This is a genomic window from Candidatus Rokuibacteriota bacterium, assembly GCA_016188005.1.
Lineage (GTDB): Bacteria > Methylomirabilota > Methylomirabilia > Rokubacteriales > CSP1-6 > UBA12499.
In genome coordinates this window covers 13331-28192 of sequence record JACPIQ010000081.1, presented here as the reverse complement: position 1 = coordinate 28192, position 14862 = coordinate 13331, and the positions used below count along the sequence as shown (strand labels likewise).

The following is a 14862-nucleotide window of genomic DNA, read 5'->3' as shown; positions in this document are numbered from 1 at the left end:
CCCCGTCATCCGCCGCAGCCGCCGACGGTGACCTTGACCTGGCGCTTGGCCATGAGCAAGGTGCCGTCGGAGAGCTCCGCGATGGCTCGCACGTCCCCGGTCGTGTTGAGCCGCAGGTTGGTGCCCACGAAGGGCTGGCTCACGCCGGGGCTGAAGCTGAATCTGGCATTCATGGGGCGCCGGTTCTTGTCCGAGATGATGTAGATGCTCTTGACATGCCCTCCCGGGGGAGGCGTCACGTCGACGGTCACCGGCACCACGGCGCCGTTCTCGGCGATGAGCGGCAGCTCGAGCTTCATCGTCGAGGAGCCGTCCTTGATGGGGCGGCCCCCGAAGAGCCGCTTGAGCGTGGCGTCGACGGGCTCCTCGGGCAGCAGGTTGGCGAGGTTGCCCTGGGCCGCGGCGGGGCGTGGCCCCGCCAGGAGCGACCCTGCGGCGCCCGCGAGCCCCAGGAGCCCCAGGCCGCGCAGCAGCCTCCGGCGTGTCACGCGAACTGCAGTCGGCATTCCGCTCATTCCGATCCCTCCTGTAAGATGTGGGGCATCATTGCCTCCCCGCTGATGCGCCCTCGACATCGGACCGGCCTGCTGCTCCTCGCCCTGTGCGCCCTCGTCGGCGCGGCGGCGCTCACCGTGAGCCACGCGCTCGCCGGGCGTGTCCTCGAGCAGTCCCTGGACTACCCCGGCAGCGAGGGCGACATGCCCGCTCACCTCTGACTCCTGTCAACCTCAGTGTACGTCAAGGGTTCACGAAGCAGCCCTTCGCGGTTCCCGCTTGCTCGTGGCGCCGGGCCGCGCCGCTGGCCAGCTCGACGGCACGCGCCACCGCCTCGGAGGGCACCCCTGGCAGCGCCAGCGCCTCCCGGCGCCGGAGCGCCTCGAGCGTCTCCGTCACGGCCTCGACCCCCACGGGGTGCCAGCGGAGCGCCCGCTCCATCCCCGCCAGGACGGTGTCGTCGGTGAAGAAGTCCCCGGTGAAGTAGATGGCCTTGATCACCTCGCCGGCCAGCGTGAGGTGCGCCGTCAGGAGCCCCCCCGGCGTCTTCACCGTCGCCGAGCCCATGGCGTCCGGCGTGGCGGGCTCGCGGGCCAGCCACTCCTCGGTCTGGTAGCGGTCGCGGGCCAGCGCGGCGATCTCCAGGCGCTCCTCTGGTGAGAAGGGCCCGGGCTCGAGCTCGAGCCCCAGGGCGCGCGCGTAGGCCGCCCGGACGAGCTCGCGGACCTCGGCGGTGCTGACCTGCCGCCCCAGCTCGCGCCGGACCGTCGTCATCCGCTCGGACACGGTGGCGATCTCTTTGTCCGAGATCTTCTCGAAGGGCGTCCGGAGCACGGAGAGCATGAAGGCGACGTCGAGGTCCACCAGCAGGCTCGCGTGGAAGAGCATCCCACCGGCCGGGTCGAAGTAGATGCCGAGCCCGGCGATCTTCTTCCCGCCCACCTCCACGTCGTTCTTCCTCCGGTACTCGGCCGCGATGCCGACTTCGCCGAGGGCCCCGGTGAGCCCCGAGGAGAAGCGTGCGAACAGCTCGCGCGTGCGGTCGTAGGAGCGTTCCCCGGCCGTCGCGCGCGTCATGATGGCGATCCCGAGCTGATCGGCGCCCATGATGATCGCCCCGCCTCCCGTGGGCCGCCGGTTGACCTCCACGCCCACTCGCCGGCACTCGTCGAGCCGGAGCTCCGAGCCGAGCCGCTGGAAGCGCCCGACCAGGGCGCAGTGGGAGCGGTAGGTGTACAGCCTGAGCGTGGGCGGGCTCTCGCCGCTGCCCTGTCGCCGGGTGACCGCCTCGTCGGCGGCCAGCCCCGCGGCCGCCCCGACCCCATCGTCGGCGATGTAGCGCCAGCCCACGCGGCTCGCTCTCGGCTCCGGCCCTACTGGAGAATGATCATGACAAGGGCCAGCAGCCCCAGCAGGATGGGAATCGCCCCCAGCAGCAGCGTGAGGGTCATGGTGCTGCCGTACTCGCCCTTCTCGACGCTCTCGTATGTCTTGCGGTAGGCGTAGGTGGCCAGGGCCGCCATCAGGGCGCCGCCGATGACGAAGCTCGCGCCGAGCCGGACGAAGAGCTGGACCCGGCCGTTCCCGGCCAGGTGGAAGTAGCCGGCGATGCCGACTCCCAGCGCGATGAGGGCCAGCGCGGTTCGAACCCAGGCCGCGTAGGTGCGCTCATTCGCGAGATGGGTACGCCGCCTGGCCTCGGCGGTACGCTCGCGGGCGAGCTCATGCTGATCGCTGCTGCGGTCCCACGTCATCCGTCTACTCCGCATGCCCCGTGGGCCGGGCCGCCACGAGGGGTGGCCAGGCCGTCCCGCCCGGCTCGGCGGCGCCGCGGGGGTAGTCGGCCAGCGCCTGCTTGTCGTGCGCCACCGGCGCCATGCAGGCCGCCACCTCCTCCGGCCTGAGATCGAAGATGGGGATCAGGGGGCTCCTTTCGCTGGCGGCGCGCTCGCTGCATAGAGCATGGCGGTGGTCCGGTAGACCAGGTGCGAGAACTTCGAGTACGGGATGTAGACCAGGAGGACGAAGACGAAGCTCAGGTGGACGACGTACATCGGGTAGGCTGCGCCCGGGGCGTCGGCGAGGCGCAGCAGCTCGCAGAGGAACCCGGTGAGCGTCGTGCCCCCCAGCACCACGATGAACAGCCAGTCCGGATAGCTACTCCGCCCTGCCCGCTCCGCATCGGCGATCCGGCGGTAGCCGAAGACCAGGAGTGCCCCCACCACGAGGACGCCGCTGGCGTTGCCGAGGATCTTCACGGGATGCCCGAGCGGCCACGGGGTGAGGTAGCCGAAGACGTAGATGCCGATGCCTACCGACGTGGTGGTCGCCACCAGGCCGAGGAACCCCCAGAACACCGCCAGGTGGGTCGGGTGGAGATGCTCCTCGAAGGTCCGACGGCTCCCGGCCGAGCGGGAGCGGCACTCGCCGAACTTCCGGTGCCGAAGGATGGCGAGGACGGTGGGCACGAGCGCCTGCGCGGGGGCCCGGCCGTCACCGGCCATGTGCGCCCGCATGGCCTTCCAGTACCGGATGCCGCCGGCCAGGGCGCCGAGGCCGGACAGCGTCATCGCGGCGATGAAGACGATCTCGATGTGCATGATCGGGATGAGCTTCGAGAACACCACGGGGCCCTCGGGGAGCCGCCCGAGGTGGCCGAGCGAGGCCAGGAGCGCGAGGAAGAGAAGCGCCGGCACGGCGAAGAGCAGCGGCAGGAAGCGGGGATCGCTCGCTGCCCGCCCCATGAAGGCCGGCGCCGCGAAGTGGCGGATGCTCTGCTCCCGCAGCGCGGCCATGAGGCTGGCCGGCCCGGCGTCCCGGGGGCAGTAGGCGGTGCAGGAGGCGCACTGGTGGCAGAGCCAGATGGAGGAATTGCCCAGCGCCCGCTCCTTGAGCCCCCACTGGACCCAGACCATCTCCTTCCGGGGAAAGGGGTTGTCCGCCGTCGAGAGGGGGCAGACCACCGAGCAGGTCCCGCACTGGTAGCAGGCGGTGAGGTCGGCGGCGCCGCGGCCGATGATCTCCCGCTTGAAGCCCAGGTCCACGCTGACTGGCGCGGGCACTAGCGCCCTGTCGCGGAGATCCGACGGCAAAGCGCCGGCCGGGGCAGGGGGCCCTCCCCGCAGAACACGCTGAGTCCCAACCCGCAGCCCCGTCCCGTACCGGGCCACGAGATCGAGGTCTTCGGCTCCGGCAGCGCGCAGAAGCCACGGTTCCGCGGGGAGGGCCCCCTGCCCCACCGGGCGCCGCCTGTCGATGAACTCCTGAGGCAGGATGCCAGTATCCTGTCCCAGAAGTCGCTGAGACGGGTGAGGGCGGGGCTGGGGGCGCACGCTCCCGAACCGTGGCTTCTGCGGGTCGCCGAAGCCCGCAACCTGCGTCCCGTGGCTCGTTGCGACTGGACGCTGCGCGCCCGCGAGGGAGCGTGTTCGGGAGCGGGCGCCCCCAGTCTCGCCCGGGAGTTCGTCGCCAAACTGCTGGGACAGGCCACTAGAAGCCCTTCATGGGGTTCGGGCCGATGGCCTTCATGGACTCCACGAACCGGGCGAGCTTGCCGGGGAGCGCGGCGAAGTCGGAGATGGCCGTCTCCATCACCTGCGCGCGCTCGGGCTCGAGCATGAGGCGGCCGAGCGTCTCGCGGACATTGTCCATCCGCGTGGTCAAGAGCTCGCTGCCCTTGATGGAGTGGCACTGGTAGTCCTCGCCGGGTTTGCAGCCGAGGAGGACGACGCCGTCGAAGCCCTTGGAGAAGGCATCGGCGGCCATGATGGCGTTGACCGAGCCGAGGCAGCGCACCGGGATGATCCGGAGCGAGGCCGGCAGTGACAGGCGGTCGATCCCTGCCATGTCCAGCGCCGGGTAGGCGTCGTTCTCGCAGGCCAGGACCAGGATCCGCGGCTTGTCGTCGTCTCCCTCGGGCACCTCCACGGCCTTGATCATGGAGGCCACCATGTCCACCGAGTAGTCGTCGAAGGAGATGATCTGCACCGGGCAGGCCCCCATGCAGGTCCCGCAGCGGCGGCAGCGGTTGGTGACGACGAAGGGGGTGTTCTTCTCCGGCACGAGCTCGATGGCGCCGAACGGGCACTCCTGGCTGCAGCGGCCGCACATCGTGCACTTCTGCAGGAAGAAGCTCGGGAAGGAAAGATCCCCGACCCGCGGGTGCACGGCCGCCCCCAGTGCGGCCTTCTCCGTCACCTGGATCGCCTTGAGCGCGGCGGCCGCGCCATCGGTGGCCGCCGCCTGGAGATCCATGGGCTTGCGGACGCAGCCGGCCGAGTAGATGCCCGTCCGCCGCGTCTCGTACGGGAAGCAGATGAAGTTCGAGTCGGCGAACCCGTACCGCGAGAGGGGGAGGCCCTTGCCCTGCAGATACGTGAGGTTGAGCCCCTCGTCCTCCGAGGACACGGGGGCCATGCCCACCGAGAGGACCAGCAGGTCCGCCTCGAGCCGCACGGGGCCGCCCAGCGGCGAGTCCTCGAGATCCACGACCACGCCGCCGTCGGCGGCGGCGGAGACGCCGGCCACACGCCCGCGGGTCAGCATCACGCCGGCATCCTCCTGCACCGCCTTGTAGAAGTACTCGTGCTGCCCCGGCGTCTGCATGTCCCGGTAGACGACGTAGACGCACGTGTCCGGGTGCTGGGCGCGAATGTAGGCGGCTTGCTTGAGGGCAACCAGGTAGGTCACGGAACCGCTGTGCTTGACGTTGTCCGCGTCCTCCGCGCCATCGCACAGCAGGATGGCCACCGAGCGGGGCGTCCGGCCATCCGAGGGGCGGGCGATGGCGCCCGCGCGGGCCATGTCCTCGAGGGCCACGCTCGTGATGACGTTCTGGCAGCGGCCGTGGCCGTAGCGCTCGAGGGCAGCGGGGGCGAAGGGCTTCCACCCGGTGGCCCAGACGACAGCGCCTGCGGTGGCGGCGCGCGGCTCCCCGTTCCGCGTGAGGGTCACCTCGAACTTGCCGGGCTGACCGGCAATGCCCTGCACCTCGGCGCCGGTGAGGACCTCGATGGCGGGATGGGTCTCGGCCCGGCCGACGAGGGCCTCCGCGGCCACCTCCTCCAGGTCGTGGTACGGCGGCCGCTTCGGGTATTGCTTCCCGAGCCTGAGGGCGAAGCCGCCGAGCCGCGGCGCCTTCTCCACGAGGAGCACGCGGGCGCCGGCCTCCGCGGCGCCCAGCGCCGCGTTGAGCCCCGCCACGCCCCCGCCCACCACGAGCACGCTCCGCTCCTGCGCCTCGGTGAAGGGCGTCGGGAGCTTGAGCTTCTGGGCGCGGGCGAGGCCCATCCGGAGTGCGTCCTCCGCCAGCGCCTGGGTCTCCTCGTGCCCCGGAGGATGGCTCCAGGCCACCTGCTCGCGGAGGTTCACCCGGTCGACGGTCGCCCCGGGGAAGGCGAAGACATCCGTGTTCACGCGGGGGGAGCAGGCGGCGATGACGACGGTGTTCACGCCCTCGCGCTCGACGTCCTCCCGGATCAGCCGGACATCCTCGAGGCAGAAGGCCGGGGACGTCCTCACGGCCGCGCCCTGGGCCGTGTCGCGCGCGATCTGCGCGACCTTGTCCGCGTCCACGCACTGGCCGATCCCGCATCCGCTGCAGACGTAGATCCCGAGCTTCTTCTCCACGGGGGTCATCTCCGTGCCGCCGCCTGGATCGCCTGGATGGCCCGGAGCGCGGCGGCGGTCCCTTCCTGGGTGGCCGTGGCCACGTCCCCGGGGCTGCGCGCGGAGCCCGCCGCCACGATTCCCTCGCCGGAGGCGTCGGGCACGACGAACGCGTCCGCATCGAGCCCCACCCCGGCCGACGGCGCTGTCCCCTCGAGGCTCGAGACCATGCCGCTGGCCAGGACGACGAGGTCCACCGTCACCGTCGTCTTCGCGGCGGACAGGATGTCCTCGGCCTCCACGGTCAGGCGGCGGGTGGCGGGATCCTCGACGATCCGGGCCACCTTGCCGTTCGTGATCGAAACATTCGGATCGGCCAGGACCTTCCTGGCGAAGAAGTCGTAGGTGCCCGGCGTCCGGAGATCGATGTAGAAGACGTGGGCCTTGGCGGTGGGGTTCTGCTCCCGCAGGTAGGTCGCCTCCTTCAGCGAGGCCAGACAGCAGATGCCGGAGCAGTAGCCCAGGTGGTTCACGTCGCGCGACCCCGCGCATTGGACGAAGGCGGCGCTCTCGACGGGCTTGCCGTCGGACGGGCGCAGGATCTGTCCCTTCGTGGGGCCGTTGGGGGCGGCCAGGCGCTCCATCATGACGTTGGTGATGACGTCGGGGTAGCGGCCGAAACCCAGGTTGTCGATGCGGCCGGCGTCGTAGGGCTTCCAGCCGGTCGCCACCACCACCGCCCCCACCTGGAGCGTGAGGGTGCGCGGCTGCATGGCGAGGTCGATGGCGCCGTAGCCGCAGGCCTCCACGCACCTGGCGCACTCGGCCATCTTGCAGGCCGTGCCGTCGATGACGTACTTCATGGGGACAGCCAGCTCGTGGGGCAGGTAGATGGCCTTCGTGGTGTCCATCCCGTAATTGAAGGCGTTGGGCCGGTCCACGGGACAGACGCGGACGCAGTCGCCGCAGGCCGTGCACCGGTCGTTGACGTAGCGTGGGTGGAGCACGAGCGTCGCCTCGAACTGCCCCGTGCGGCCCGTGAGGCGCTCGACCTCGGCGAGGGTGAAGAAGCGCACCCGGGGCTCCTTGCGGATCCGCTGGAAGTTGATCTCGAGCCCGCAGTACGGGGGGCAGAGCTTGGGGAAGTACTTGTTGAGCTGCGCCACCCGCCCGCCGAGATACGGGTTCTTCTCGACGATGTAGACCTGGTAGCCGGCCTCCGCCGCTTCCACCGCCGCCGTGATCCCGGCGATACCCCCGCCGATCACGAGGATGCTGCGGTGCACCGACGGCACCGTCTCCGCCGCCCGCGCCGCCCCTTCCACGGTCGACTGCGTCATGGGCACAGACCCTTTCTGCGTCGGGCGGCGGGGAGCCCTGCTCGGGTTCCCCGCCGCGCTCGACCCCGAACTCGCCTCAGGCGGCTACGAGATGTTGGTGAGGAACGGCGTCTTCTCCAGCTTCCAGGCGCGGGCGGCCGCGTCGTAGCGGGAGTTGACGAACACGCGCCAGTTCTGGTCGTCCAGCGACGGGAAGTCCGGACGGTAGTAATACCCCGGCCACCGCGTCTCCTGCCGGAAGAGCATGTGCTGCATGTGCGCCTCGGCGCACCACACCCGGTCCCAGATCTCCCAGCAGCGCATGAGCTCGTGGAGGTCCCGGGCCGCGAGCTTGGAGAGATCCTCGCGGAGGTACTGCATCCGCTCGAGCCCCTTGGTGAGCATCCCCGCCGTGGTGATGTACTGCGAGCCCTGGCCCGCCGCGTACTCGTCCATGATCTTCTGCAGCCGGTGCAACGCCATCTTCGGGAAGAGGTAGTTGGGGTTGATCTCCTCCGTCGTGGAGGCCTTGCGCCCCTTCTCGTAGACCTCGAAGGGCGCCCAGAGCTCGGCCTTGACGGCCTCGACCTGGTCCTGGTCCACGCTCGCTGCGGCGCCGCTGTCCATGACGTAGGCCACGCGGCGAAGAGCCCCTTCACCGTCGTCATGCGGTTGTAGCCCCAGAAGTACTCCTTCGGGGCCACGTCCTCGGGCCCGCTCACCCAGGCCCCCGTCCCCGAGGCATGCGAGCCCATGAGGTACGGCTCGGTGAGCACGATCTCCGACGGCGTCTTGGCCGGGTCGATGTTGTCCGAGGCCCAGATCAGCGCCTGGGACATGGTCATGTCGAGGAAGTCCTCCCAGGCATCGGCCTCGATCTCGCGCATCTTCTTGGGATCCTTGCCGACCTCCGCGTACATGCGCTGCAGCGCCGTGTCCGTGCGGAGGTAGAAGGGCGCCCCCCCCGCCCGGAAGTCGGCGACCATCTGGTGGTTCCGGAGCGGCGTCGGGATCGGCTTGCCGGTGCCGTAGGGCTTCCACTCCTCGAGGAGGTGAGCCCACTTCTGCTCGATGTTCTCTCCCTTGGCATTCTCCAGGACGGCCTTGAAGAGGAGGAACCACATCCCCACCGGGCCGTAGCCGTCCTTGAAGCGCGCCACGACCAGCCGGTGCTCCATCTGCGTCATCGTGGCGCCAGCCTGGATCATCAGGCTGTAGGCCGACCCGGTGTTCCACGGGGCGTACCAGATCCGGCCGAGCCCCTCGGCGTGGGCGTGCGGGCGGAAGACCCCCGTGGCCCCGCCGGCCGTCACGATGACGGCGCGCGCCTTGAAGACGTAGATCTTGTTGTCGCGCACGCTGAAGCCGATGGCCCCCGCGATGCGGCCGGGGTCCTTGGGGTCCAGCAGGAGCCGGGCGGCGAAGATGCGCTCGTAGACGTTCTGCTCGCCCACGGCCGTCTTGGCCGCCTCGGCCACGATGGGCTTGTAGGACTCCCCGTGGATCATGATCTGCCAGCGGCCCTCGCGCTTGTAGGTGCCGTCGGCGTTCTTGAAGATGGGCAGGCCCCATTCCTCGAACATGTGCACCGAGGAGTCCACGTGGCGGGCGATGTCGTACACCAGGTCCTCCCGCGACATCCCCATGAGGTCCTGGCGCACATAGTGGACGAAGTCCTCGGGCTGGTTCTGGTTCCAGCGCATGCCGAGATAGAGGTTGATGGCGGAGAGCCCCATGGCCACCGCGCCGCTGCGCTCCACCGCCGCCTTCTCCACCAGCACCACCCGGAGGCCCTGGGCTCGGGCCCAGTAGGCCGCCTCGAAGGCGGCCCCGCAGCCGGCCATGCCCCCGCCCAGGATCAAGACATCGGTCTCGACGACTTCCGTTTCTGGCTGAGCCATCTCTCTGAGCCCTCGCTGGTCAGTTCTTGGTAGGGGTGGGGAGCTTGTCCACCATGAGCCACTTGCCCTCGGCGTACAGCTCCTGTGTCTTGATCTTGTCGGCCGGCGGCGCGGGCGCGTCCTTGAACGGGTCGATGGAGCCCCACGCCGTGGTCCGGATCGTGAACTTGAACCGCTTGATCTGGCCGTCGCGGTACTTGGCCGTCCACATGATGGCGTCCGTCCCGCGCAGGGGGACCAGCGAGCCGCCCAGCGGCACCACGTCGGCGTAGCCGCGCATGGTGATGGCGCCCTGCGGGCAGGCCTTCACGCACGAGAAGCACTCCCAGCAGGCGTCGGGCTCCTGGTTGAAGGCCATCCCGTGCTCCTTGCTGTAGGCCTTCCCCAGCTCCGGGTCGTACTTCATGAGGTCGTTGGGACAGATGTACATGCAGGCCGTGCGCGCCAGCCCGCGGCATCCGTCGCACTTGTCCGGGTTCACGAATGTCGGCATCACTCCTCCTCCTGGTTGGTTGGGGCGCTACTTCTCGCCCTTGGCGTACTTGTGGAGCTTGACCTCCACCTTGTCCTCGAGCGTGGCGTAGTAGTCCTTGAGGATGGCCAGCACCTCGGGCCGGCTGAAGTGCTCCGGCACCTCGCCGCCCTCGGACAGCGTCTTCCGCAGCATCGTGCCGCTCACCGCCAGCCGGTCCTCCTTGCCGTGCGGGCACGTCCGCCCCGTCGCCATGCCGTCGCACCTCCTGCAGTAGAAGGTCATGTCGATCTTGAGCGGCTTGAGCTCGAGCGAGCCCTTCGGGATCTCGTCGAAGATCTTCTGCGCGTCGAAGGGCCCGTAGTACTCGCCGACGCCCGCGTGGTCCCGGCCGACGAGGAGATGGCTGCAGCCGAAGTTCTGGCGGAAGACGGCGTGGAGCAGCGCCTCGCGGGGCCCGCCGTAGCGCATCTCCAGCGGCACGCCGGCCTGGATGCAGGTGTCCTTCACGAAGTAGTGCCGGACGAGCGTGTCCACGGCGCGGACGCGCACCTCGGCCGGGATGTCGCCGGGCTTCAGCTTGCCCAGGATCTGCTGGATGAGCACCCCGTCGCAGATCTCCACGGCGATCTTCGCCAGGTACTCGTGGGAGCGGTGCATGGGGTTCCGGAGCTGGAGCGCCGCCACCGTGCTCCACCCCTTCTCGGCGAACCGCTTCCGCGTCTCCTCGGGTCGCATGTAGAGCCCCGCGTACTGCGCGGGGTACCGCCCCTCGCTCAGCACGCGGACCTCGCCCGCCAGGTTCACCTCGCCCTGTCCCATGACGTTGGCGACACCCGGGTGGGCGGGATCGTCGGTCCGGAAGATCTGCTTGCACTCGTGGGCCCGGTCGATGGCGTACCGCTCGCGGACGGTCAGCGTGCCCATCAGCTCGCCGCTCTCCCCGTCCACGAGGGCGACGTCCTGGCCGTCCCGCACCCGCCCGGCCTCCTCGCGCGTCGTGGAGAGGGTGATGGGGACAGGCCAGAAGGTCCCGTCGGCCAGGCGGTACTCGTCGCAGACCCCCTGCCAGTCCGCCCGCCCCATGAAGCCCTCGAGCGGCGTGAAGGCGCCGATGCCCAGCATGATGAGGTCGGAGGTCTCGCGCGAGCTGATCGCCAGGCGCGGGAGGCCCCGGGCCCTGCGCGTCGCCTCCTCGCACTCCTGGCCGCCGAGCAGCAGCGGCTTCAGGCGCTTGTCCCTGCCGTGTGGGTTCACCAGGCTCATGCTCGCTCCCTCGTTCAGATCGCTCACCAGCGCGAACACCTCCGCCGCCGCCGCGCGCACCTGCACCGGCGCCGAGAGCGCCAGGCGATCGGTCATCGCTCGCACTCTTCCGGTGCCGGGCGGGTCGCGCGCGGGGCGACGGCTCTCGAAAGCTGCTGTGGCGCCCTCCTACTTGATCACCGGCGCCGCGAAGAGCACACCTCCGAACAGCAGGAACGCCAGGATCAGCGTCCAGATGACATTGATCGCCTGGGCGACGAGGAAGGCCCCGGCCGGCCGGCCGCCCTCCATCGAAACCAGGTCGGTGAAGCGCGTCTCGAGGCCGATGCAGATGAAGGCCAGGGCGAACCACACGGTCCGCATCCCGCCCAGTGACCCCTTGGTGGCGCCCACGGTGGCCGCGTCGAGGATGAAGGAGAACACGATCGACGCGACCACGAACCCCAGGACGAACTTCGGGAAGCGCTCCCAGATCACGCCGGCGCTCGGCCGCTCGCCGGTCTTCGCGCCCTCCTTGAACGTCCACCACACCGACAGCAGGAAGGCGGCCACGCCGATGAGCACGTTCTGGGAGAACTTGACGATGACGCCGGCCTTCATGGCGGGCTCGCTGATGAGAGCACCCGCCGCCACCACGGAGCCGCTCGTGTCGAGCGTCCCGCCGAGCCAGGCCCCGCCGACGATCTCCGGGATGCCGAAGAACTTCACGGCCCAGGGCATGAGGACCATCATGGGGACGGCCACGATCAGCACCAGCGAGGTGACGTACGAGAGCTTCTTCTTGTCCCCCTGGATGGCCCCGCAGGCGGCGATGGCGGCCGAGACGCCGCAGATGGACACCGCCGTCGAGAGCATGGCCGCGAAGTCGTCGTCCACGCGCATCTTCCGGCATAGCCAGAAGCAGATGTACCAGATGACGCCGACCACGAGCACCGCCTGGACGATGCCCAGCGCCCCGGCCTGGACGATCTCCAGGAAGAGGATGCCCGCGCCCAGGATGACGAGCCCTGTCTTGATGTAGTACTCGGTCCGGACGCCCTCCTTGAGCCAGTCCGGGATGCCCACCGTGTTGCTGATCAGGAGCCCGATCACGAGCGCGAAGATGACGTACTCGAACCCCCAGTAGTTGATCGTGGAGTTGCCCGCGATCACCTGGGACAGCCAGGCCAGCGCGTAGACGACGGGGAAGCCCACGACGAACTTGCCCACGCTGCCGCCCATGAGGGCGATACCGATGGCGGCGAGGACGAGGTAGCCGATGCCCACGACCACGGCCTTCCAGATGTTCTCGCCGGAGAAGACCTTGCCCACGACGGCGCCGGCATCGCCGCCGATCTTCCTGGCAAGGTCACTGCCCTTCTTCTTGAGCGCGGCGTCCTTGCTCTTGCCCGCCGCCTCGCCCAACCCCTTGGCCGCGCCTCCGATCGCCGAACGGTCGCCGGCCCCGATGGCCGTCGCCAGGGTGGTTGCGGCCGTCGCCAGTTCCTGCTCCCCCTTGGCGGCGGCATCCCCGGCCAGCTTCTCGACGGCCGGTCGCGCCTCGGCCGCGGTGGCCGTGAAGCCGGCGGCGGTGGCCCACCGGAACTTGGGCATGTCCGGCCTCACCCCGACCAGCACGAGCACGATGATCAGGAACCCCAGCCATACCGCCAGCCAGTCCTCGGTTCTCAGCAGCGCCGACCCGCCTCTCGCCTCTGCCATGGCTCGCTCCTCCCAGGAACGGATCCGGGCAGCGTTCTGCCGCTCCTCCGCTCCCGGCGCCCCTGCCCCCGGGGCAATCACTGCCTCCACTGCGATCCCTGCGTGGAGCTCCGGTCGGGCATCACCTCCATCCGCACCGGGTTCGCCGGCTCCCGGGCATCACTCCCGATCGCTGCGGACCCCTCTGGCCCGTCCGCCGGCGCGGCGCGCGCCTCCCGGACCGCGCGGGCCCCCGACCTCGCCGCGCGGTGTCGAGGCCACGGGCTGACCGAGATGACGCTCCCCGTAGGACTTCGCGAAGTCGCGGAAGCGCTCCCCCACCGGGGAGAAGTACTTCTGGTTCCGGTAGACGAGGTTCATGGTGCGCGTGATCCCCCACCCCTCGATGGGCACGCGCTGGAGCACACCGTGCTGGCACTCGGACTCGACCGCGTAGCGCGAGACCATGCCCACACCGAGACGCGCCTCGACCCCCCGCTTGACGCCTTCGGTGCCCGACAGCTGCATGGCGATCTTGAAGGGCACCCCCGCGTCCCGGAAGTTGCGCTCGACGAGCTGGCGGGTCCGGGACCCCGCTTCGGGCACGATGAACGGCAGCCCTGCCAGGTCCTTGAGGGTCACCTTGCCAAGCGACACGATGGGGTGCGTCGGCGCCGCAATGAGAACCAGCTCGTCGGGGCAGACAGGCTCGACGACGAAGCGCCGGTCGTCGATGGGCCCGCCGACGAGCCCCATGTCCACGACGTTCTCCAGGAGCTTCTCGAGAATGTGGTCGGTGTTCCCGATGTGGAAGACGATCTCGGTCTCCGGCCAGAGCCCCTTGTAGGCCTGGACGATTCTCGGGAGCACGTACATCCCCCCCGTCGTCCCCGCGCCGAGGATCAGCCGGCCCTTGGTCCCGTCGCGCAGCTCGCCGATGGAGCGCTCGACCTCCTCCTTGGCGTGGAGGATGGACACGGCGGAGCGATAGAGCACCTCGCCGGCCTGGGTGAGCGCCAGCTTCGAGCCGCCGCGCTGGAAGAGCGGCATGCCCAGCTCCTTCTCGAGGGCCTTGAGCTGCAGACTCACCGCAGGCTGGCTGAGGAGAAGGTCCTCGGCCGCCGCCGTGATGCTCCTGCGCTGCGCGACGGTGTAGAAGATCCGGAGGTGGTGCAGGTTCATTGGTCGGTGACCTGCAGAAGGATGTCAGTAGCCGGGGGCCAGGGCAAATAAATAATCTGGCCAAAGTCCATAAGTATCTGCCCATGACGCACCGCGCACCAGGTCAAGTAGGGTAGACGCTGCCCTCCAGATGCCTCACCTCACCACGCCTTGGCGATGGTCGAGAGGGCTCCTCCGACGATGAGGGTGACCATGGCGAGCTTCAGTAACCGGTCCGGCAGCAACATCGTGGACTTGGATCCCAGCACCGCCCCCCCGAAGGAGCCCAGCAGCAGCAGGCCCAGGAGCCGCCAGTCCACCCCGCCGGCAAGGTAGTGGGCGAATCCCGCGGGGACGACCATGATGAGCGCAATGATGATGTTGGAGCCGACGATCTCGCGGGCGGTCATCCGGAAGAGGAAGACCATGGAGAGGATGATGATGCTGCCCGCGCCGACGGAGGTGATCCCCAGGAGGACGCCCACGAAGAGCTGGAGCGCGGCGATGCCCGCGACGCCCTGCCAGCCGACCTCGTGGGGGGAGAAGGGCTTCGGGCGGGCCGCCAGGGAGCGCATGCCCGTCTCCATCAGCATGAGCGCGGAGACCACGAGCAGGACGCCCCCCATGATCAGGGGGAAGAGGCGCTGCAGCCCCGCGTCGGCCAGGTAGACCAGCCGCGATCCCAGGATGGCTCCCGGGATTCCCAGGAGCCCGTACAGCAGGGTCACCTTCCACAGAACCGTTCCCTGGCGCATGTGCTGGACACCGCTCACGACCTTCGTGAAGAGGGAGTAGATCAGCGACAGGGCCACGGCCTCTCCGTAAGGGAGCCCCAGCACCACGTACAGGGCGGGCGCGACCAGGGCGCCTCCGCCGACGCCGGTCAGACCGATCAGGAAACCCAGGACGAAGCCGAGCGGCACCGCGATCAGCAGGTCCATCGGTCCGCAACATGGCTTGC

Annotated in this window: 12 protein-coding genes and 1 pseudogene; 1 reads left to right on the top strand and 12 read right to left on the bottom strand. The window is 69.7% G+C overall.

Going from position 1 to position 14862, the window contains the following annotated elements; genetic code table 11:
• Nucleotides 1-5 precede the first annotated feature (5 nt).
• Nucleotides 6-515 carry a thiosulfate oxidation carrier protein SoxY gene (gene soxY / locus HYV93_15760; protein MBI2527427.1) on the bottom strand — a complete coding sequence of 170 codons (510 nt, stop codon included), beginning with the start codon at nt 513-515 and terminating at the stop codon, nt 6-8.
• Between the two features lie 45 nt (nt 516-560).
• Between soxY and HYV93_15755 the strand changes: the two genes are divergently transcribed.
• On the top strand, nt 561-716 hold the full coding sequence (locus HYV93_15755; GenBank protein MBI2527426.1) for a hypothetical protein: 156 nt from the start codon (nt 561-563) through the stop codon (nt 714-716).
• A gap of 22 nt (nt 717-738) precedes the next feature.
• Here the strand turns inward: HYV93_15755 and HYV93_15750 are convergent, their stop codons facing one another.
• From HYV93_15750 to HYV93_15700, 11 genes and pseudogenes are all read right to left on the bottom strand, one after another.
• A complete protein-coding gene (locus HYV93_15750) occupies nt 739-1845 on the bottom strand; it encodes a lipoate--protein ligase family protein (GenBank protein ID MBI2527425.1) in 1107 nt (368 codons plus the stop codon).
• Between the two features lie 23 nt (nt 1846-1868).
• Nucleotides 1869-2249 (bottom strand): DUF202 domain-containing protein, encoded by a 381-nt coding sequence (locus HYV93_15745; GenBank protein MBI2527424.1) that lies wholly within the window; start codon nt 2247-2249, stop codon nt 1869-1871.
• Between the two features lie 165 nt (nt 2250-2414).
• Nucleotides 2415-3557 (bottom strand): quinone-interacting membrane-bound oxidoreductase complex subunit QmoC, encoded by a 1143-nt coding sequence (gene qmoC / locus HYV93_15740; GenBank protein ID MBI2527423.1) that lies wholly within the window; start codon nt 3555-3557, stop codon nt 2415-2417.
• Between the two features lie 427 nt (nt 3558-3984).
• On the bottom strand, nt 3985-6123 hold the full coding sequence (locus HYV93_15735; GenBank protein MBI2527422.1) for a hydrogenase iron-sulfur subunit: 2139 nt from the start codon (nt 6121-6123) through the stop codon (nt 3985-3987).
• Nucleotides 6124-6128: 5 nt separating this feature from the next.
• Entirely contained in the window at nt 6129-7442 is a 1314-nt protein-coding gene (locus HYV93_15730; GenBank protein ID MBI2527421.1) for a CoB--CoM heterodisulfide reductase iron-sulfur subunit A family protein, read from the bottom strand.
• Nucleotides 7443-7526: 84 nt separating this feature from the next.
• Nucleotides 7527-9322: pseudogene (gene aprA / locus HYV93_15725) on the bottom strand (adenylyl-sulfate reductase subunit alpha).
• A gap of 19 nt (nt 9323-9341) precedes the next feature.
• Nucleotides 9342-9815 carry an adenylyl-sulfate reductase subunit beta gene (gene aprB / locus HYV93_15720; protein MBI2527420.1) on the bottom strand — a complete coding sequence of 158 codons (474 nt, stop codon included), beginning with the start codon at nt 9813-9815 and terminating at the stop codon, nt 9342-9344.
• A 27-nt stretch (nt 9816-9842) separates the two neighbouring features.
• Nucleotides 9843-11060, bottom strand: a complete 1218-nt coding sequence (gene sat / locus HYV93_15715; protein MBI2527419.1) for a sulfate adenylyltransferase — start codon at nt 11058-11060, stop codon at nt 9843-9845.
• A 168-nt stretch (nt 11061-11228) separates the two neighbouring features.
• Nucleotides 11229-12761: a putative sulfate exporter family transporter gene (locus HYV93_15710; protein ID MBI2527418.1), complete on the bottom strand. Its 1533-nt coding sequence runs from the start codon at nt 12759-12761 to the stop codon at nt 11229-11231.
• A gap of 159 nt (nt 12762-12920) precedes the next feature.
• Nucleotides 12921-13922, bottom strand: a complete 1002-nt coding sequence (locus HYV93_15705; protein ID MBI2527417.1) for a LysR family transcriptional regulator — start codon at nt 13920-13922, stop codon at nt 12921-12923.
• A gap of 140 nt (nt 13923-14062) precedes the next feature.
• Nucleotides 14063-14842 (bottom strand): sulfite exporter TauE/SafE family protein, encoded by a 780-nt coding sequence (locus HYV93_15700; protein MBI2527416.1) that lies wholly within the window; start codon nt 14840-14842, stop codon nt 14063-14065.
• Nucleotides 14843-14862 lie beyond the last annotated feature (20 nt).